This window comes from Phytoactinopolyspora halophila (genome assembly GCF_003287285.1).
Lineage (GTDB): Bacteria > Actinomycetota > Actinomycetes > Jiangellales > Jiangellaceae > Phytoactinopolyspora_A > Phytoactinopolyspora_A halophila.
In genome coordinates, this window is record NZ_QMIG01000033.1 from 18,079 (window position 1) to 38,171 (window position 20,093).

A 20,093-nucleotide genomic window follows, 5' to 3' on the forward strand; every position below is an offset into this window, starting at 1 on the left:
ATCCTGGGTGGAGGGGCGTGAGGTCAGCGCACCGGTTCGGCGCCGGCGGCCGTACCGCCGTCGGTGATGAAGGCGACGAGCGCAGTCAGCTCGGCACCGGAATCATACCCGGTGTCCTCGCCGGAACGAGCTGCGCTGTCGAGCGGCACCTCGACGGTCGTCGATCCGCCGGCTAGCTCCGTACTCACCGAGCCCACCACGGCCTCGCCGTCCCAGACGAAGACGTTCGCCTGCCCGGCCGTGCTGGTCCGCAGCCGGACGGTGGCCCCGTCGTCGGACATCCGGGCCGAGGCGATCCGCAGCGTTCCCGGTTCGAGACCCGGGCCGCCTCCGAGTGGCACGCCGTCGATGGCGGCCTGCTCGATGCTCTGCGGAGAATCGACACTTCGCGCCGCCTCCGACGGCAACGTCGGCTCCACCGGGTCGGGGGCCGACTCCTCCAGCCCGGGCAGCGTGGCGAGTCCCCAGCCGAACGGGTTGGCCTGTACCCCACCGAAGGTCGACCAGCCGATCCGCGTCTGCCCGGTGTTGTCCTGGGTGTCGGAGTCGTAGAGCAGGACGTTGAAGCCCATCCGCTCGGGGTCGACGGTGTCCGGCAGCACGTCGAACGGGATCTTCGCCTCGATCGTGTACCCGTCGTACGGATCGCGCACCACCGACGCGACCTCTATGCCGGGTGCCGTTTCGGCGCCCGGGCCCTGGTTGTTGTCCGCATCACGCTGGAAGCACGGCGGATTGCCATTGTCCGGATCGTCGGTGACGGGGAAGATGCCCGTCTTGAACGTCGTGGCGCTGTGCTGTGACGTCCCGCGCGGATCGACGGTGATCTCCACCGAGTCGGTTCGCCAGTGCCGCTTGCAGTCCTCCGGCGGGAGCACGTTGCCCAGCTCGTCGTCGGTCACGTCCACGAAGACGTAGAGCGCCTCGTCGGTGAAGCTCACCTTCGCCGATGCGGAGGCGTCAGCGGCCGCGACCTCCTCACCTTCCCAGTGCGTGGAGGCGTCGAGCTCGTCTGCCGGATACTCGCCCTCGCCGGCGACGCCGTCCAGTACTGGCGCCTCATCCACCTGCGGCACCTCGGTGGTGGGAACCAGCTCAAGGACCGCCTCCTGGACGTCGGTGGTCGAATCGACCGTGGTGACGACGTCAAATGGATAGCCGCCTCCGGGCGCGTTGCTCGACGTCGGCAGCGAGGTGTCGACGTTGGTGACCTCGAACGTCACGGATGTGGTGGCGCCGGGTGCGAGATCGTCGAATGCCTGCTCGGCCGGGCTGGCCTCGAAACCGTCGGCGAGGTCGAGGGTGACCGAGCCGCTGGCCGGGGCGTCGCTGTCGTTGGTGACCTCGACGGCAACCTCCTCGCTGCGCCCGGACCCGACGGAGGCCGTAGGCGTGATGAGCGTTTCGAGCTTCGGCAGGCCCCGCTCGTGGGTCCACTCCTGGAAGTCCGCGATCTCGGGCCGAGCGGCAAGTCTGCCCTGGATCTGGTGGACCGTCTCGACGACCGTCTCGTTCGTCCCCGACGCGCCATCCCGGGTGGTGATGGATGCCGCGAGCGAATGGCGCTCGCCGACGGGCGCGTCGTCGGGCGGCGTGACGACGACGTCGACACTGCTCTCCTGACCCGGGCGCACGACCCGCGGCGTGTCACCGGTCTCCTCGACCGTCCAGCCGTCGGGAACCCGGAGATCAAGCTCGGGCCGCACGAGCGGCTTGCGAGCTGCCGTGACCTGTACGGTCGCGGTGAACGACGTGCCCGGAAGCACGGTGAACGTCTCGGTGTCGACCGTCAGCCCGGTACCGAGGGGGAGACCGTCATCGGCGGGCAGCACCGCGCCCTCGATGGCGGCCGTCGGCCCGCTGGTGGGCTCGGGATATGGCGTGCGGCTGCCGATCAGAGTGAACCAGTCGCACGCGATCTCGTCGGGATCCTCCGGAGGCGGCGGGAAGGTGTGCCAGCCCTGGGTGACATACTCCCACTGGGCGCGGCGTTCGAGCATCGCCCACCTCTCGCCCGCGGCCTCGGACATCCGGCCAGCCCAGACACCGAAGACCCGATCCGTCGGGTCGTCCGCGTCGAAGGGCGTGGTCTCGCAGGCCGGGCCAGGCTCGGCGGATCCCGAGGCGCGATGTTGCAGGATCCGGGCAGCGGTCCAGGGCTCCAGGCCCTCGCTCTCCACCTGCTCGGGATAGGCGTCGGGATCGGCGGCAGCCTCGTACGCCTCGACGGCCAGCCGGGCAGCTTCCTGGTGGTTGCCGTGGTTGCCGGGTGAGGGATCCATCGTGACGATCACCTCGGGCCGGGTCGCGCGCACCACCCGGACCACCCGTTCCAGCGTGTCGCCGCCGTCCCCGTCCCAGGCCTCCCTGGTCAGCGGCGCGCTCAGGGTGTAGAAGAAATCGATCTTGTCCAGGTTGTAGATCCGCTCGATGCCGGCATAGCCGACCGCGCGGCGCTCCTCGGCCTCGCGAATCAGCCCCAGCTCCGGGCCCTCCTCAAGCCCGACGGCGTTGCCGCCGCCCTCGCCGCGGGTGACGGTGATGACTCCCGCACGCACGTCGTCGAACTCGTTCCACTGGCCGAACGCGGCGAGCGCGCCCGCTTCGTCGTCGGGATGCGCGCCGACGAAGAGCACGTCGAGGTCGGCGGCATCGCCGGGGGCGTTGCCGGGTGCATCCTCGGGAGCGTTGCCGTAGGTCCCGCCAGGGGTGCTGGCAGCGGCATCACCCCTGGTGGCATCGTGGGCGCCGGTCCCGTCGGCGCTGGCGCTCGCGGCCAGCGAAGCGATGAGGAACGGGGCTGTCACGACGGCCGTGACACGCGTCCGTAATCGCATGGATCCATCCTTTCGGGGGAGAGGGGCAGGACACCGGGCATCACTTCACCGCGCCTTCGACCATGCCGCGGATGAAGTGGCGCTGCAGGATCAGGTAGAGGACCACCACCGGCAGCGCGACGAGCGTGGCGCCCGCCGCGAGCAGCGCGGTGCCGGCGGTGTATTGCCCCTGGAAGAACGCGAGTCCCAGCGGTGCGGTCCGCAGGTCCTCGCTCGTGGCCATGACCAGCGGGATGAGGAACTCGTTCCAGGTCCACATGAAGACGAGCACGAGCATGGTGGTGATCGCCGGACGGCCCATCGGCACGAGCACCTGCCACAGGGTGCGCCAGTGGCCGGCGCCGTCCAACCGCGCCGCCTCCACCACCTCGCGCGAGCTGGACCGGAAGTAGGCACGCATCCAGAACGTGCCGAACGCTACGGACTGGGCGACCTGCGGCATCACGATCGCGACGAGGGTGTTCGTCAGCCCCATCGGTTCGAGGTCATAGTAGAGCGCGACGACCAGCGCCTCGGCAGGGACCATGATGCCGAGAAGCAGGACGTAGAAGATGACCTCCGAACCGCGGAACCGCATCGTGCCGAAGGCATAGCCGGCCATCACCGAGAAGACGGCGGACATCCCGACGACGAGCACGGCGACGACGGCGCTGGTGCGCATGTACGAGCCGAACCGGCCCTGGGTCCACGCCTCGCCGAAGTTGCTGACATCCACCCATCCGGTGGCGCCGGCCTGCTCCGGCGAGAACGCCGTGGACAGGATGAGGAGTACCGGGTAGAGCGCGATGGTCGCGAAGAGGACGAGAATCGCGTAATTCGTGAGTCGTTCGGAACGCGAGATCATCCAATCCTCCGTCCTGTGCTCCCGGCCTCGGTGTCGGGACGTTCTCCGGCCGCTCCAGCTGCCCCGGTTGCTCCGGTTGCTGCGGGTGCTGCCGGGCTTTCCGGAGAGCTCCCGGGCCGGCGCGCGAAGCGGCGGCGCGCGAAGCGGCGGCGCGCGCCACGTCCACGCGAGCCCCGATCCGCGTCGCCGCCGATCCGGTTGATGATGACGGTGACGACGAACACGATGGCCGTGAGCACGAGCGCGAGCGCGGTTGCCGTGCCCACCTCGCCGACGACGAACGCCTGCCGGTAGACCTCGTACGACGGCACCGTGGTGCGGTGACCGGGACCACCACTCGTCATGACGTACACGAGGTCGAACGTCTTCAGCGCGGCGATGACGGTGAGGGTGAGCGCGACAGCGAGCTCGCCCCGGACAGCAGGCAGGGTGATGGCGAAGAACTCCTGTCGGGGCCGGGCGCCGTCGAGCCGGGCCGCCTCGTACAGCTCGCGCGGGATCTTGGCCATGCCGGCCAGGAACAGCACGAAACACAGCCCGGTAGCCACCCACGTGCCCACCAGGCCGACGGACGGCAGGGCCCAGGTGTGGTCACCCAGCCAGGGACGGGCCAGCCCGTCGAGACCGACGGCCCGTAGCAGGCCGTTGAGCGGGCCCTCCGGCGCGTAGATCTGGCGCCACGCGATGGCGACGACCACCATGGGCACCACTTGCGGGAGGAAGATCAGCACGCGGAAGAGGCCGAGCCCCGGCATCCGGCGGGCGCGCATCATGGTGGCCGCGAGGAGCAGGCCCAGCGTGGCCGGGACAACGGCGTAGAAGACGATCAGGACCAGCGCGTGGACGAAGGCGCCCCGGAGGTCCGGATCGGTGAACACCGCCGCGTAGTTGGCCAGCCCGACCCACTCCCCGCTGCCGAGACCGTCCCACTCGTAGAGCGAGAACGTGGCGCTGCGGACGAGCGGCACGCCGATGAAGGCGACGAACACCACCACGGCCGGCAGGATGTACAGGTAGGCCAGCTTGCGTGGCTCGCCCGGCGGACCTGGTCGACGTCTCATTGGTCTTCGACGTGCTCCAGGTACTCGCTCTCCAGGTGGTCGAGGAATTCTTCGGGGCTGCGCTCGCCTCCGAGCAGGTCCTGGACGGCGGCGGTGAGGGTGTCGAAGAACGTCGGTGTCGCGTAGTCGAGGTAGGGCACCACGAGGTCCTCCTCACCGGCGCGTGCCCAGGCGTCGAACACCTCGGCCTGGAGGCCGTCGACGTCCTGCTCGGCGGCATCGACGACGGGAAGGTTGCCGGTCTCGGTGATCGTCTCCATCGCGTCGGCGCTGGTGATGAAGTCGATGTAGGCGGCCGCTGCGTCCTGGTTCTCGCTGTTAGCAGGAATGGAGAACGGGATGCTGATACCCCCGGTGACCAGCCGCTGCCCGCTGGCGCCGGCTGGGGGAAGCATGAAGCCGACGTCGCCGCCCATGGCTTCATCGAGGTCGGCCACGAGCCAGGTGCCGGCCACGAGGAAGACGCCCTCACCGTCGGCGAACTGCTGCCAGGCCTCGTCGTAGTCGAGACCGGCGAAGCCCTCGGTGAAGTAGCCCTCGTCTACCCAGGACACGATCGTCTCGGTGGCCTCGACGTTCTCCGGCGACAGCCATGTCGAGCCGGGCCGGCCGAAGCCGAGGTTGCTGATCGTCTCGGCGTCGGCGAACTGGTTCTGTACGAACCCGTACTCGTGGATTCCGGCGAACGGATCGAGATTTCCGAACTGGATGGGAAGCTCACCGGCCTCGTGGGCAGTCTCCAGGGCGGCTTCGAACTCCTCCTGGGTTTCCGGCGGATCGATGCCGAGTTCGTCGAGCTTGGACTTGTTGTAGAAGGCGCCGACGATCTCGCCCATCTGGGCGAGCCCGTACAGCTGGCCTTCCCCGTAGACCTCACCGTCGTCGCTGTACATGGCCAGCGCCCGCACCGATTCGGGGAACCGTTCGAACCAGCCGTAGGCCTCGGCGTAGTCGTCGAGCGGCGTCAACAGGTCATTGCCGACATACTGGCCCATCTCCGTGCGGCTGTTGTTGGCCTGGACGACGTCGGGCGCGTCGTCACCGCTGAGCGCCAGCCGGAGCGTGGTCCGAAGATCGTCGGTCGAGCGGGAGACCCGCTCGATGGTGATGTTGGGGTATTCCTCTTCGAACGCCTCGTTGAGCGCGTCGATCTGCTCGGACTGCCCACCGCGGACCTCCTGATCCCAGACGACGAGCGTCACGTCGCCCAGATTCCCCGGGTCGGTCTCGACGTCGGTGCCGCTGCCGGTGCCGGCGTCACCCGCGTCGTCGTCCGCGTCATCGTCGCTGCCGGGAGCGCACGCCGCGATGAGCGTGAAGGCGGCTGCGGTGGCCGCGAACCGGATCCACGTCCGTGTCCTGGATACCGGCATCCTGGTTTCTCGGGGGCTGGTTTCCTGGGGGCTGGTTTCTCGGGTGCTGGCCCATGGCCTTGCTGTGCTCATTCGTCTGCCCTTTCGTGTGCGTCCCGGATCCTCACCATCTGGTGCGGAATCCGAGGGTGGCGATGGCCCTGGAGACCTCTGGGACCTCGTAGCCGGGGAGAATGTCGTCGAGAAACGCGTAGCTGTCGGCCAGCGCCGGATCCTTGGAACCGTTCTCGTTCCACCAGGCGGCGATATCCCCCCACCCTGGGGCGGCTAGCGCGCCGCCGAAGTGCCGCACGGAGAGCGCAGCCGCGAGATTGGCCAGCCGCAGGCTGTGTTCGAGAGGCCAGGCAGCCGCCGTGCCCAGCATGAGGCCCGCGAGAAAGACGTCACCCGCGCCGGTCGGATCCATCGCCTCGACCGGTATGGCCGGTGCGTGCACCGTCTGGCCGGTAGCGCGATCGTAGGCGAGTGCTCCGTCCGCGCCACACGTGACAACGGCCAGCGGGACGAGCTCGGAGAGTACCTGCACGGCGTCCTCGGGCGTGTCGGTCCGGGTGTAGCTCATCGCCTCGACCGCATTCGGGGAGAACGCATAGCAGCCACGCAGGCTGGCTTCGAGCTGTTTGAGATCCCATCGATCTTCCGGGTCCCAGCCGACGTCGGCGAAGACCATGCCGCCGGTCTCGATGATGGCGTCCACCCACGGCTGGCGTTCGGCGCTGAGATCGATGAAGGTGGCCCGGGCGGCCGGGGGCTGGCGGATCAGCCGGGACTGCACCTCGGGTGTGTGCCCGTGGCTGATCATGGTGCGATCGCGCTCGTAGACCACGGACACGGTGACCGGCGAGTGCCAACCGGTGACGTAGCGGGAGTACGTCAGATCGACACCCTCTTGCACACCCAGCGTCTGGCGGCAGTAGTCGCCGTAGAGATCCTCGCCGAACGCCGCGGCCAGACCCGTGCGCAGGCCGAGACGGGAACAGGCGACGGCGAGGTTGGCCACACCGCCGGGGGCGGAGCCCATGCCTTCAGCCCACACCTCGGTGCCCGGGCGTGGGCTGCCTTCGAGGCCGATGAAGATGATGTCGAAGAAGACGGTTCCGGTGAGGAAGACGTCCACCTCCGGATCGTCGTCCTGCCGGTGGGCAGCCAGCGGATCGTAGCCGGCCCTGCTCGGGCTGGAGTACTGGTCGCGGGGAATGCTCGGCACGTGTACCTCAGCTGTCGGGTTGTCGTTTTGTAAGAACATAGCGTTTGGCGCGCGAAATTGACAAGAAGTGTTTGATGAGATCCGGCAATGGCGCATTATGCGCGCAGTTTCATGCAGTATGGATCGTAGCTGACGCGCACACCGGGGCAGATGATTGATATTGTTCGTTTGTGCTCGCACAGCGAAGATACGAATTGATCATGCAGATCCTGCGTTCCGAAGGGCCGGTCGCCGTCGGTACGCTCGCGGAGCGCCTGGGTGTCAGCCAGGCAACGGTCCGGCGAGACCTCGATCGTCTCGAACGCCAGGAGTTGCTGACGCGTGTGCGCGGCGGTGCGGCGGCGAGCACGTCGGTGGAGCCGTCGTTCGCCGAGGTCGCCACCGTGGCTCCGGACACGCGTGCCGCGGTGGCCCGGCGGGCGGCCGAGCTCGTGCGCGACGGCGACGTATTGCTGCTGGACATCGGCACGACGGTGCACCAGCTGTCCAAGCACCTGCGGGGCCGCTCGGTGGCCGTCATGACGGCCAACCTCGCCGTCTACGAGGAACTCGTGCCGGACCCGGAGATCGAGCTTATCCTTCTCGGTGGTGTCGTCCGGCGCAACTATCGTTCGCTCGTGGGCTACCTGACCGAGGACAGCCTGCGGCAGGTACGGGCGAGCCGGCTGTTCATGGGCACCAGCGGGGTACGCGCCGACGGCGCGGTCATGGACACCACGGCGATCGAGGTTCCGGTCAAGCGTGCCATGATCGCCGCGGCCGATCAGGTGATCTTGATGGCGGACGATTCGAAGTTCCCGGGCGCCGGCTTCGCGTCGGTGTGCACACCGGATGCCCTGAACATCGTCGTCACCAACGAGGGCGCCGATCCCGGCACTCTCGACGTACTGCGCGAATCCGGAGTCGAGGTGATAGTTGCATGAGGCTGACGATCTTGGGCGGCGGGGGCTTCCGGGTTCCTCTCGTCCACTCGGCGCTCGTCTCGGAGGATTCCGGTGTCGAGACCGTCGTGTTGCACGACACTGATCCGCAGCGCGTGCGGGCGGTGCGGTCGGTGATCGACGAAGCGTCGCCAGGTCACGGACCGGAGGTGATCGTCGAAGACGATCTCGCCACGGCAGTGCAAGGAGCCGACTTCGTCTTCTCCGCCATCCGGGTCGGGGGCCTGCGTGGCCGCACGTGCGACGAGCGATCCGCGCTGGCGGAAGGCGTGCTCGGCCAGGAGACAACCGGAGCGGGAGGCGTCTGCTATGGCCTGCGCACCATCCCGGTGGCGATGACGATCGCCGAAGCGGTGCGCCGGCACGCGCCAGAGGCATGGGTCATCAACTTCACCAACCCTGCTGGCATGGTCACCGAGGCCATGAGCCGGGTGCTGGGTGAGCGCGTCATCGGTATCTGTGACTCTCCGGTCGGGCTCTTCCGCAGGGTTGCCCGGGCGCTGGAGGTGGATCCAGCAGCTGCCTGGTTCGACTATGCGGGTCTGAACCACCTGGGATGGCTGCGACGGGTCCTGGTGGATGGCGAGGATCGCCTGCCGCGCTTGCTCGCCGACGACGACGCCCTGGCGTCGTTCGAAGAGGGGCAGCTATTCGGCGGTTCGTGGTTGCGCGCGCTCGGCATGATCCCCAACGAGTACCTGTATTACTACTACTTCACGCAGGATGCGATCGCCTCGATCTCCGAGGCCACGGCCACCCGCGGGGAGTTTCTCAGGGAGCAACAAGACGCCTTCTACCGTGCCGCGGGCGAGCCGGGCGCGGCCAAACGCTGGGAGGAGGCACGGCGCGAGCGCGAAGCCACGTACATGTCGGAAGGCCGGCAGGCATCGGGCGCGGGGAGCCGGAACGTCGCCGACCTTGACGGCGGTGGCTACGACAAGGTGGCCCTGTCGCTGATGCGGGCCATCGCGGCCGACGAACGAGCCACCCTGGTGCTCAACGTGCGTAACCGGTCGGCCGTACCGGATCTGGACGAGGACGCCGTCGTCGAGGTTCCCTGCCTGGTAGGCCGCAACGGGGCACACCCGTTGGCGGCGGGAGCGCTCGACTCGCATGCGGCCGGCCTGATGACCAGCGTCAAGGCCACGGAACGGGCGACGATCGACGCGGCGCTATCCGGCTCGCGGTCCGCGGCCGTGAAGGCGCTGGCCATCCACCCGCTGGTGGGATCCGTCCGCAGCGCCGAACGCATCCTGACACGGGAACTGGAAGCGCTGCCGGAGCTCAACGCCGTCCTCACCCTCCGATGACCCCTCCCTCCCGGTGATCATGATCGCCGGGAAAAGCCAGAGGTCAGGGTGTTGCCGTGCCCGTGATCTGGCACGCCTGGGACCACTGGGCCGCGTCCACTGGCTCGCCCGGCTGGGCGTCGGCGCCGATCCACGCCCGGCACTCGTCAACCGCCGCAGCGAGAAGGTCGTGCAGGCGGCGGTCGGTGTCACGTACGCAGGCCTCAGCGATTCCCGTCACGGCGGTTCGGATCGCCGTCGGCCCCGCATGTCGGCGGAAGCCGGCGTGCGTGCTCGGCATGCCAGCGGTGAACGACCGTGCCCAACGTGCCGCATCGGGAACCTGATCGAGCGCGCCGATGCTGTGTGCGCTCAGGGTTCCGGCCGGCCGCCCGTCGAGGTCGTCGAGGATGCGTTCGCTTCCCAGAATGGCTACCGCCAGCACGCGTTGCCGTTCCGCGCTGACTACCGGTAGCGCGGCGGCAGCGACGCGGCGGACGATGATCGCATCCAGCCGGGTGTCGTCGTCGTTGAGGCCGATGACCGACGGAATGAGGTGAGCCAGGTGCGGGCGATGCTGATCGGAGATGGTGTCGTTCACCATTCGCGCGAGTGAGGACAGTAATGGATGAGTGCAGGCGGGATGGTCACTCCAGCGCTCACCGGCCAGGTACGAGGCGAACTCCATGAAGCACGCCCCCTGGCGTGGGCGGCGATGCTTGCCCCGGGACAGGACCGGGAGCGCGAGAGGTGGGTCCGTGTTGAGGCCCGGCATGACAGTACCCCCACGGGATCGGTATGCGTCTCTCCTTCTAGTGTGCGTGGTTCATCCTGCTCGCGCCAGGCCCATTTGGCCGTGGCGCTGCCGTGTTGAGGTACCGACTTCGATGTCGAGGCGTGCATCTCATCCCTGATCTGGCGGGTTTTCCGCATGTTTCGGTGTTGAAGTGCCGCTCTGCGAGCGCGTAGCTGTCGCAGCGACCGGGCATCCCTGCGGATTCGTGGCCGCTGCGGTGATTACGAGGTGAGCGAATGGATCCGGGCGCTCACGTGCCCGTTGTAGTTGCCGAGCCGGATGGCGGCGACGTCGCCGGATTCGTCGAGCACGAACGTGAGGACGGTGACCGAACAGTTCTCCGGTGGGTCGAGCAGCTGGTGCCCGCCCTCGGGAAGGTCGAGCGCAGCGGCGACGCTCACCCGGATCGGGCCACCGTGGGTGAAGATCAAGGCCGTGGGGGTGGCGCCGGCATTCGCGTCCGCAGAAGCCTGTCGTGCGAGATCGTGCAATGCTTCCGCCACGCGGACACGCAGATCGGCGAATCTCTCGCCGCCGCCACGTGGAATGTCCTCTCCGCGGCGGACCGCTGCGATCTCATCCGGGAAACGCTCGGCGACCTCGGCGCCGATCAGCCCGCTCCACGCGCCGGTGTCGATTTCGCGGAGCCGCTTGTCCACCTCGACCGTGGCTCCGGTGGAGGACACGTACGGCGCTGCTGTCTGCGTCACCCGTTCGAGGTCGCTCGCGACGACGAGAACGGGATCCGGGAAGGCGGCGGTCAGGTATGTGGCCACGTCCTCGGCCTGGGCGCGTCCCCGTGCCGAGAGGCCGGTGCCGTGCTGCCCCTGGATGCGACCCTCGGCATTCCACTCCGACTCTCCATGCCGGATCAGGACGAGCCGGGCTTCACGGTGAACGGAATGTGCTGGCTTCTCGGCCCATCGGAGACTCACATGACCACCTTTTCATGCCGCGGAGACGCCGTGGCGATACGGGTTCCGGCCATGCACGTCGGGCGCGCGCCATGCACGCCGGATGCCCCTCGACCGGGCCCAGAAAGCGCTTTCTCCAGTGCGCTCACCGTGCACGGCTCGGGCGATCCTCGTGGCATCTCTCGGGTGGCGGCGGCTGTCGAGCGGCTTGGGCGGAGAGGAGGGGGCAGGGACGCTGGCTACGCGGAGAGCAGCAGGGCGACGACGACCAGCAGCTGGCTCGCCGCTTGTACTATCCAGAACCGGTGCAGCGACGGGATCAGCGCGGGCCACTCGACCTTGCTGCCCCATGGAACGACGGCGACCAGCGCGGCCAGCGTGTGGGTCGCGTGCACGCCCGTGACGGTGGGGATGATCCAGAGGGACAAGCCGGGATCGTTGACGAGGACGGTGAACGCGACGATTCCGAGAAAGATCGTGGCCGCATGCGACCTGGGATGAATCACTACGGCCACGGCGGAGGCCACCAGGATGACGACGTGAAACGCGGACGGTTCGCTCCACCGCATCGTCGTGCCGATGGTGAGTGCGCAGGCGAGACCCAGTGCGACGTGCAGCTGCCACGATGGCAGGCACTTCCCGACGAGCCCGTCGGACGCGTCCATCGAATGCTCGGGGGATGGGGTCATCGTTGCCGGCTCCTTCGCGGCGTGCGGGCGAGCCGGGCGAGATCGAGCGCGAGCCGAGTAGGGTCGGCGGAGGTCACGACCACGCCGTGGGACGTCAGTGCGGCGAACCGCTCGTCGCGCTCGGCCAGGACGACTCGCAGCGCCAGCCGTGTTGCCGTGTCGCCGGGGTCGACGTGTAGCGGCTGGGGCATGACGTCGACGGCCAGGACGGGATGGCCTGCCCGGCGCCAGCCGGCGGTGAGCTCGACGATGGACGCGTCGAGAAAGACCGACGTGACGACGATGATGGCGCCCGGCGGGAACGGTGGCATCTTGTCCGCCAGCGGGGTGAGATCACCGGAGCTGGGACGGTGGGTGCGGGACGCGAGGTGGCTGCGCAAGCGGATCAGGTGCCGGCTACCGCTGCCCGGCCGGACCATTGCCGACCGGCTGCCCGTTCCGCCGGGAACTCCACCCGGTCCACGTCCACTCGTCGGGGCGGAAAGGTCGAGCAACCCGACCCGATCGCCGTGCGCCAGGTATCCGGCCGCGATCGACGACACCGTGTCGACGGCGATGTCGATGCTGGTCCGCGGGACCTGCGTCGCATCGTCCGCGGGTTCGGCGTCGGTGACGGCGGACCACCGGTTCACCTCGGCGGACAGATCGAAGCGGTTGTCCATGCAGCACATGACGTCAGCGTCGGCGTCGACGAGGGTTCGCCTCGTGTACAGCTGCTCGTCCGGTCCGGCCTGTCTGGCGGTGACCCGCCAGTCGACTCGCCGGAGGCGATCACCGGGGACGAACGGCGAGATCTCGTGCAGCTCGGTTCCCTCGCCCGGCCTCCTGGTCCGGTGTGCACCGACCATGCCGGCGGGGCGGGGTGGCAGCGGTCCGGTGGGCAGCCGGGAGGACACGGCGGGCAGCACCTGCGTGGTGAACGCTTCGCCTTCGAACGGCCCCGCGACCCAGTACGCGTCGGCGGTCGCGGCCAGGTGGTCGGGCCGGGCGATCGCGTGCGTTCCCCACGTCGTGATCTCCATGGCGGTGACGACGGGCCGGGGCTCCGCATCGCGTGCGGGTGCGCTGACGGCGATCCGTTCGCCGTCGCCGTCCTGGACGTCTGGTGGTAGCAGCACCGTGGCGAGCTGGGCGTCGGAGGGATGGATCGTGGTCGCCAGCCGTGTCGTGTGGCCGGCCTCGACGCGTGTTGGCCCCTCGACCCGGACGTTCGGCGGCGAGGTGAGACCGGGCTGGCGGCTCCACTCGCGGGCCAGTGCGCTGTGCCGCCCGTGGGCGAGAGCGACGCTCAGCGCCAGCGGCAAGCCCAGCAGGAGCAGCTCGACCCGGCCGAGGACCAGCGCTGCGGCCGCGAGGACGAGTGGCAGGCCGATCGCCCGGCTGTAGGCGGGTGTGGGCAGCCATCGCCGCTGCCTGGCGAACCAGCTCATGATGCACCGTCCCGTGGCCCGCCTGCCGGGGCGGGATAGTGCGACGTGCCGGTGGGCTGGTGTGCCGTACCGGGGGTGTCCGCAGGGGCATCGAGGTTCTCGATCGCGGTGATGATGGCTGCGATCTCGTCGATGGTGGGGCTGAACGTCTCGGTCGTCAGGGCCTCGTGGACGGCCGGGCCCAGGAGTTCGGGCACGCGCGGATCGTCCCACGAGATGCCGAGGCGATTCAGCTTGGTCGTGGCCAGCCGGCGCAGGCGATGTTGCAGGCTCGCATCGGGCCGGGCGCCCGACCGGTTACGCCGGGAGATACTCGATGCGAGGCGGGAGACCTGGTGAGATCCGCCGCGGTGGATGCGCTTGCCGACCCGTGGCCACCGCAGGTACCTGCCCTCGGGCCAGAAACGCGGCGCCCACACGAACAGCCCGGCGACGATCACGCCGATAAGCACCGGGCGCCAGCCCTGCACCCCGAACGCGAACGCGACGAGGCCGGTGGCGATGCCACACAGCGGCCCCAGCACATCCCAGCGCTTCATCATGTCCCCGTCCGCGCGGGGGTGGCGAGAGTTCGCAGGATGTCGTCCAGAGCGTGCCGGGCGGCTTCGATCTCGTCGGCGCCGATATCGGGATGGGTGGAGAAGCGAGCCCGATGATAGAGATCGCGCAGGCGGGTCGTCGCGGCAGCGTCCGCGTGGTGCCGCTGTAACAGGTGCGCGGTGAACTCGCTCGGTGTCTGGGCCGGATCGCGGGCGACCCCGGACTCGGCGGCTGCCGATTCGAGAGCCGACCAGGCAGCGATGACGGCGTCGCTTCCGGTGTGCCGGTGGTGGGTCAGGGCCTCGCTGGCGGTCTCGACGGCGTCGCGCAACTCCTCGCTGTGGTCGGGAAGGACATCCGGGTCGCCACCGACGACGACGCTGTGCCGGCGGGCTGTGCGGAGTCGGCGAAGCCGGCGCAGGATGGCGATGAGGACGACTGCGCCGAGAACCACCAGCAGGATGGTGAGGATCTGGCCGATGACGGAGAGGTCGGGGAGCTCCTCCTCTCCAGTGATCTCTTCGGTCCAGGGCGGTTCGCGATCGCCGATCCGCTCCATGGTTGGTACGGGCTCTGGTTCCGCGTCCGAACCGTCGATCTGCCAGTCCGGTGGGACGACGTCGATGCGACCCATCCCGATCACGGCGAGGATCAGCAGCATCGCGGCAACGAAGGTGGCCGCAGCGGGCAGTCCCGTACCGAGCAGACGATCGGCACGGGAGGTTCCGCTGGCCGATCTCGGCTGGTCTTGCCCCGCTGCACCCACATCTCGATCCTGGCATATCCGTCATTCGATTCCGGCAGCCGACGAGACGGCCGGATGCCGGTGCCGGGTGTGCCGCCGGTTGTGCTGCCGTTCTGCGGCCCGGCTGTGCCGCCGGGAACGTGCCGAGGCAAACCAGGTGAGCTGGGCATGCGAATCGGGGCACGATTTGGGCATGATCTGGGCACTCGGAGCGGGGTGCAGTACGTTGGAGAAGGCGGTGACGATCCGCGGACGACAGGGTGACGTGATGACCACACAGATGCCGGCGGGCGGTCAGCAAGGTGCCGGGCGCGCCGACGAGCAGGTCGACGGGGAGCTTGGCGTGGCCGACCAGCCTGGGGACGAGCTCGACCACCTCACCGATGCCGAGCTCGCCGAGGCCGAGGCGGAACTGGATCGGGAGCGGGCTGCGGAGCCGCACGTGTCCGGGCCCGTTCTCGGCTGGCTGATGGTGATCGGGGGCGCGATCGGGCTGTTCGCGTCGGCGATCTTGGCGATCGAACGGATCCTGCTGCTCGAGAACTCCGACTACACGCCGTCGTGCAGTTTCAACCCCGTGGTGAGCTGTGGCCAGGTCATGGAGAGCTGGCAGGGCGAGCTGTTCGGGTTTCCGAACCCGTTCATCGGTGTGGCCGCGTTCCCGGTGGTGGTCACGCTGGGTGTGGTGGCGCTGACGGGCGCGCGACTGCCGCGCTGGATGTGGTTGGGCCTCTGGGGCGGCACGGTGTTCGGCGCTGCCTTCGTGACCTGGCTGTTCACCCAGAGCGTCTACATGATCGGGGCGCTGTGCCCGTACTGCATGGTGGTGTGGCTGGTGATGATTCCGATCTTCGTCTACACCACGAGCTACGTGCTCGCCGAACGCCACCTTCCGGCGCCGGCGGGCGTGCGGCGGGCGGTGGTGCGCAACCGCGCGCTCATCACGCTGGTGTGGCTGCTCGCCATCGCGATTCTGATCACGGTGGAGTTCTGGGATCGCTGGTATCTCGTCTTCTGATCCGACCGGACTGCCGGTGATTCTCCGGCCCGTGGCTCACGTGCCCGAATGCGTTAGTCTGGTAGTTGTGCGAGGTCTGTTGCTCCTTATCAGGCCGCGCTGACGGCAGAAGCTGATGCCTGTCGGGCGTCGGTGTCAGCGCGGCGAGCCCCTCCTGTGCTGAGGGGCTTTTTGATGTCTGGAGACCGATCAACTAGGTGAGGATAGCTATCTGATGAGCCAGACGGACACGAGCACCGCGATCGAGTCGGCAGAAGGCGGACCTGACGACGACGTGCCGTTCCGGTACACCAACGTCGTGGCCGCGCAGATCGAGGAGCGCTGGCAGGACTACTGGGAGGCGAAGGGCACCTTCCACACCCCCAACCCCGTCGGGTCGCTGGCCGAGCCCGACGCCCCGGCACCGGGTTCCAAGTTCTTCCTGATGGACATGTTTCCTTACCCGTCCGGGACGGGGCTGCATGTCGGCCATCCGCTGGGTTACATCGCGACCGATGTCATCGGCCGGTTCCGCCGGATGTGCGGATACAACGTGCTGCATGCCCTGTCCTACGACGCGTTCGGCCTGCCGGCGGAGCAGTATGCGGTGCAGACGGGGCAACATCCGCGCACCACCACGGAACAGAACATCACCAACATGCGCCGCCAGCTGCGACGGCTGGGTCTGGCGCACGATCCGCGCCGGTCCTTTGCTACCACCGATCCGGGCTACATCAAGTGGACGCAGTGGATCTTCCTGCAGATCTTCAACTCCTGGTACGACCCCGGGGCCGACGGCGGCCGGGGCCGGGCACGCCCCATCGACGAGCTGGTCGCGGCCTACGAATCGGGCGAGCGTGCGACGCCCGACGGGCGTCCGTGGGCGGAGCTGACCGGGGTCGAGAAGCAGAAGCTGATCGATGATCAGCGCTTGGCCTACGTGTCCGAGTCCCCGGTGAACTGGTGTCCCGGACTGGGCACGGTGCTGGCGAACGAAGAGGTCACCGCCGAGGGCCGGAGCGAACGGGGCAACTTCCCCGTCTTCCAGCGCAACCTGCGGCAATGGATGATGCGCATCACGGCGTACGCGGACCGCCTGGTCGACGATCTGGACCGCATTGACTGGCCGGACAAGGTCAAGGCGATGCAGCGCAATTGGATCGGCCGCTCCGAGGGTGCCACGATCAACTTCGCGGTCGACGGCGCCAGTCGCGCCGGTGCCGGCGACGGCGACGGCGACGTGATCGAGGTCTTCACCACCCGTCCGGACACCCTGTTCGGGGCCACCTTCATGGTGCTGGCTCCGGAACATCCGCTGGTCGACACGTCCGTGCCGCAGGCCTGGCCGGACGGAACGAAGGACGCCTGGACCGGAGGGTACGCCACGCCGCGCGAGGCCGTGGCGGCATATCAGGAGTCGGCGGCCTCGAAGACCGATCTGGAACGGCAGGTCGAGGGGCGCCAGAAGACCGGCGTGTTCACCGGCACCTTCGCGATCAATCCGGCTACCGGCGAGCGGATCCCGGTGTTCGTCGCCGATTACGTGCTGATGGCCTACGGCACTGGAGCGATCATGGCCGTGCCGGGCCAGGACGAGCGCGATTGGGAGTTCGCCGAGCGGTTCGAGCTGCCGATCATCCGCACGGTGCAGCCGCCGGACGACTTCGACGGCAACGCGTACCTGGGCGACGGACCGGCCATAAATTCGGCGAATGACGAGATCTCGCTGAATGGATTGGGTGTCGACGACGCCAAGTCGGCGATCATCGCGTGGTTGCAGTCGCGGGGAGTCGGCGAAGGGACGGTGACGTACCGCCTGCGCGACTGGTTGTTCAGCCGGCAGCGGTACTGGGGTGAGCCGTTCCCCATCGTCTACGACGAGAACGCCATGCCGCATGCGGTACCCGAAGACCAGCTGCCGGTGCTGCTGCCGGAGGTGCCGAACTACTCGCCGAAGACCTACGCCGCCGACGCCGCGGACACGGAGCCGGAACCCCCGCTGGCGCGGGTGCCCGAATGGGTTGAGGTGGAACTGGACCTGGGGGATGGGCCCAAGCGGTACTGGCGCGACACCAACACCATGCCGAACTGGGCCGGCTCCTGCTGGTACGAGCTGCGCTACCTGGACCCGGACAATGACGAGCGGCTGGTCGACCCGGAGATCGAGCGTTACTGGATGGGACCGCAGCCGCAACGCCGGACCGACGATCCCGGTGGGGTCGACCTGTACGTCGGCGGTGTGGAGCACGCCGTGCTGCACCTGCTGTACGCGCGGTTCTGGCACAAGGTCCTGTACGACCTGGGGCACGTCTCCAGCGAGGAGCCGTTCTATCGCCTGTTCAACCAGGGCTATATCCAGGCCTATGCCTACACCGACGCCCGTGGCCAGTACGTTCCCGCCGCGGACGTGGAGGAGCGGGCCGACCGCGACGGCACCACGTACGTGTACGACGGCCAGGTCGTTAACCGCGAGTACGGGAAGATGGGCAAGAGCCTGAAGAACGTCGTCACCCCAGACGAGATGTACGAGGCGTTCGGGGCCGACACGTTCCGGGTGTACGAGATGTCCATGGGCCCGCTGGAGGCGTCGCGTCCGTGGGAGACGCGCGCCGTCGTCGGCTCGCACCGGTTCTTGCAGCGACTATGGCGCAACATCATCTCGGAGCGGACCGGCGAGGTCGTTGTTTCTGACGCGTCCGCCAGCGACGACACCCGTCGTGCCCTGCACCGCACGATCGAAGCGGTGCGTTCGGACATGGAGTCGATGGGCTTCAACACGGCCATCGCGCGGTTGATCGAGCTGAACAACCATGTCACCAAGCTGGACGTGGTGCCGCGTGAGGTTGCCGAACCGATGGTCTTGATGGTGGCTCCCTTCGCCCCCCACATCGCCGAGGAGCTGTGGTCCCGGCTGGGTCACGCCGAGTCCGTCGCGTACGTGCCGTTCCCGGAAGTCGATCCCCAGTGGCTGGTTGACGAGACGGTCACCTGCGTCATCCAGGTGGGCGGCAAGGTGCGCGAGCGGGTGCAGGTGGACCCGTCGTCGGACGACGACACGCTGCGGGAGCTGGCGCTGGCGTCGGAAGCCGTGCAGCGCTCGCTGGGTGAGCGTTCCGTGCGCAAAGTGATCGTCCGGGCGCCGAAGCTGGTCAACGTCGTTCCTGCTTGATTATGGGCAGGCGGGAGGAGGACGGCTCCCACGACGCCCGTGCCCGGGTTGAAGGCCCGGTGTGCGTCGTCACCGACTCGACCGCCTGCCTGGCTCCGCAGCAGCTGGAACGGCACGGCATCCGTATGGTTCCGCTCCAGGTCGTGGTGGGCGGCGTCGCCAAGACCGAGGGCACGCAGGTGGGACCGGGCGAGGTGGCCGAGGCCCTACGCCGGCACGTCCCGGTCAGCACGTCACGACCGAGCCCGCAGGCGTTCCTTGACGTCTACCGGTCGGCTGCGGACGACGGCGCATCGCACGTGGTGTCGGTTCACCTGTCGAGGAGCGTATCGGGAACCGTCGATGCGGCCCGGCTGGCGGCGAAGGAGGCGCCCCTCCCGGTCGACGTGGTCGACTCCCGTTCGCTCGGTATGGGGCTGGGTTTCGCCGTCCTCGCAGCAGCCGAGGCGGCCGCTGCGGGGTCTGATGCAAAGAGTGTCGTGGACATCGCGGCCCAGCGCGCGGCGAGCTCGGCGGCCTTCTTCTACGTCGATACGCTTGAGTACCTGCGCCGGGGTGGACGGGTGGGTGCGGCCTCCGCCATGGTTGGAACGGCGCTGGCGATCAAGCCGCTGCTGCATCTCTCCGGCGGGGTGATCGAGCCGTTGGAGAAGGTCCGGACGAGCGGGCGCGCAGTGGCTCGGCTGGAGGACTTGGCCGTGGGATACGCGGGCGATGCTGACGTCGACATGGCCGTGCACCATCTGGATCACGCGGATCGGGCGCAAGCCCTGGCCACGAGGCTATCCAGCCGGATCTCGGCGCTCCGATCGCTGGTGGTCGCCGAGGTTGGCGCGGTGATCGGGGCGCACGTCGGGCCGGGGCTGTTGGCGGTGGTCGTCAGCCCGCTGGCTGCCGCGCCCCACGCATGAGGGACCGGGAGGGGGCGTCCACAGCCCGGAATTCCGGTGTCACGCCGTCCACAACTGATGAGTAACCCGTGGCCGGGTACGTCGCGGATACCTAGTTTCGCGGCATGCGCCTTCCGTTTCTACCCCGACGTGCCGATGACGAGCTAGCCGATGCCATCCGTACCCGGATGGCGCACGTTGTCGGGACACGCCGCGAGGGCCCCGACATGTCGCACGGTGAATCGCGATCCTGGGGCGGCTGGGTGCCCAGCGTTCCGGTGCAGGTGCGCGCACCGCAAGAAGATCCACCCGGTGCCGCGCACGAGCCCGGTGCCGCGCACGAGCCCGGTGCCGCGCACGAGCCCGGTGCC

General features: G+C 68.6%; 17 protein-coding genes and 1 pseudogene. 6 read left to right on the plus strand and 12 right to left on the minus strand.

Going from position 1 to position 20,093, the window contains the following annotated elements:
• Window positions 1–23 precede the first annotated feature (23 nt).
• The 5 genes from DPM12_RS19920 to DPM12_RS19940 form a co-directional block, all read right to left on the minus strand.
• Window positions 24–2,837 (minus strand): sugar-binding protein, encoded by a 2,814-nt coding sequence (locus DPM12_RS19920; RefSeq protein WP_112260112.1) that lies wholly within the window; start codon window positions 2,835–2,837, stop codon window positions 24–26.
• A 40-nt stretch (window positions 2,838–2,877) separates the two neighbouring features.
• On the minus strand, window positions 2,878–3,681 hold the full coding sequence (locus tag DPM12_RS19925; RefSeq protein ID WP_112260113.1) for a carbohydrate ABC transporter permease: 804 nt from the start codon (window positions 3,679–3,681) through the stop codon (window positions 2,878–2,880).
• Window positions 3,678–4,742, minus strand: a complete 1,065-nt coding sequence (locus DPM12_RS19930) for a carbohydrate ABC transporter permease (RefSeq protein ID WP_112260114.1) — start codon at window positions 4,740–4,742, stop codon at window positions 3,678–3,680. Before DPM12_RS19930 ends, DPM12_RS19925 begins: the two co-directional genes overlap by 4 nt.
• Window positions 4,739–6,115 (minus strand): ABC transporter substrate-binding protein, encoded by a 1,377-nt coding sequence (locus tag DPM12_RS19935; protein WP_112260115.1) that lies wholly within the window; start codon window positions 6,113–6,115, stop codon window positions 4,739–4,741. The genes DPM12_RS19930 and DPM12_RS19935 overlap by 4 nt, the downstream gene beginning before the upstream one ends.
• 103 nt (window positions 6,116–6,218) lie before the next feature.
• A complete protein-coding gene (locus DPM12_RS19940) occupies window positions 6,219–7,322 on the minus strand; it encodes a PfkB family carbohydrate kinase (RefSeq protein WP_211659175.1) in 1,104 nt (367 codons plus the stop codon).
• A 170-nt stretch (window positions 7,323–7,492) separates the two neighbouring features.
• Here DPM12_RS19940 and DPM12_RS19945 point away from each other — a divergent pair, with 170 nt between their 5' ends.
• Complete coding sequence (locus DPM12_RS19945) at window positions 7,493–8,245, plus strand: DeoR/GlpR family DNA-binding transcription regulator (RefSeq protein ID WP_112260117.1); 753 nt, start codon at window positions 7,493–7,495, stop codon at window positions 8,243–8,245.
• The gene (locus tag DPM12_RS19950; protein WP_112260118.1) at window positions 8,242–9,573 is read left to right on the plus strand and encodes a 6-phospho-beta-glucosidase; all 1,332 of its coding nucleotides are present in this window, start codon (window positions 8,242–8,244) and stop codon (window positions 9,571–9,573) included. The genes DPM12_RS19945 and DPM12_RS19950 overlap by 4 nt, the downstream gene beginning before the upstream one ends.
• A gap of 43 nt (window positions 9,574–9,616) precedes the next feature.
• On the opposite strand, the gene DPM12_RS19955 is transcribed toward DPM12_RS19950, so the two are convergent.
• The 7 genes from DPM12_RS19955 to DPM12_RS23310 form a co-directional block, all read right to left on the minus strand.
• Window positions 9,617–10,327: a hypothetical protein gene (locus DPM12_RS19955; protein ID WP_112260119.1), complete on the minus strand. Its 711-nt coding sequence runs from the start codon at window positions 10,325–10,327 to the stop codon at window positions 9,617–9,619.
• Between the two features lie 242 nt (window positions 10,328–10,569).
• The gene (locus DPM12_RS19960) at window positions 10,570–11,283 is read right to left on the minus strand and encodes a histidine phosphatase family protein (protein WP_112260120.1); all 714 of its coding nucleotides are present in this window, start codon (window positions 11,281–11,283) and stop codon (window positions 10,570–10,572) included.
• A gap of 218 nt (window positions 11,284–11,501) precedes the next feature.
• Entirely contained in the window at window positions 11,502–11,951 is a 450-nt protein-coding gene (locus tag DPM12_RS19965) for a hypothetical protein (protein ID WP_123788541.1), read from the minus strand.
• On the minus strand, window positions 11,948–13,381 hold the full coding sequence (locus DPM12_RS19970) for a DUF58 domain-containing protein (protein ID WP_112260122.1): 1,434 nt from the start codon (window positions 13,379–13,381) through the stop codon (window positions 11,948–11,950). Before DPM12_RS19970 ends, DPM12_RS19965 begins: the two co-directional genes overlap by 4 nt.
• Window positions 13,378–13,923, minus strand: coding sequence for a hypothetical protein (locus DPM12_RS19975; RefSeq protein ID WP_112260123.1), 546 nt, complete (start codon window positions 13,921–13,923; stop codon window positions 13,378–13,380). Before DPM12_RS19975 ends, DPM12_RS19970 begins: the two co-directional genes overlap by 4 nt.
• Window positions 13,920–14,687 (minus strand): DUF4129 domain-containing protein, encoded by a 768-nt coding sequence (locus tag DPM12_RS19980; RefSeq protein ID WP_112260124.1) that lies wholly within the window; start codon window positions 14,685–14,687, stop codon window positions 13,920–13,922. The genes DPM12_RS19975 and DPM12_RS19980 overlap by 4 nt, the downstream gene beginning before the upstream one ends.
• Before the next feature lie 21 nt (window positions 14,688–14,708).
• Window positions 14,709–14,861, minus strand: coding sequence for a hypothetical protein (locus DPM12_RS23310; RefSeq protein ID WP_158542971.1), 153 nt, complete (start codon window positions 14,859–14,861; stop codon window positions 14,709–14,711).
• A gap of 73 nt (window positions 14,862–14,934) precedes the next feature.
• Between DPM12_RS23310 and DPM12_RS19985 the strand changes: the two genes are divergently transcribed.
• From DPM12_RS19985 to DPM12_RS20000, 4 genes and pseudogenes are all read left to right on the plus strand, one after another.
• The gene (locus tag DPM12_RS19985; protein ID WP_211659176.1) at window positions 14,935–15,684 is read left to right on the plus strand and encodes a vitamin K epoxide reductase family protein; all 750 of its coding nucleotides are present in this window, start codon (window positions 14,935–14,937) and stop codon (window positions 15,682–15,684) included.
• A gap of 214 nt (window positions 15,685–15,898) precedes the next feature.
• On the plus strand, window positions 15,899–18,832 hold the full coding sequence (leuS, locus tag DPM12_RS19990; RefSeq protein ID WP_112260125.1) for a leucine--tRNA ligase: 2,934 nt from the start codon (window positions 15,899–15,901) through the stop codon (window positions 18,830–18,832).
• Between the two features lie 2 nt (window positions 18,833–18,834).
• On the plus strand, window positions 18,835–19,743 hold the full coding sequence (locus tag DPM12_RS19995) for a DegV family protein (protein ID WP_112260126.1): 909 nt from the start codon (window positions 18,835–18,837) through the stop codon (window positions 19,741–19,743).
• A gap of 104 nt (window positions 19,744–19,847) precedes the next feature.
• Window positions 19,848–20,093: pseudogene (locus DPM12_RS20000) on the plus strand (hypothetical protein); the annotation flags it as partial.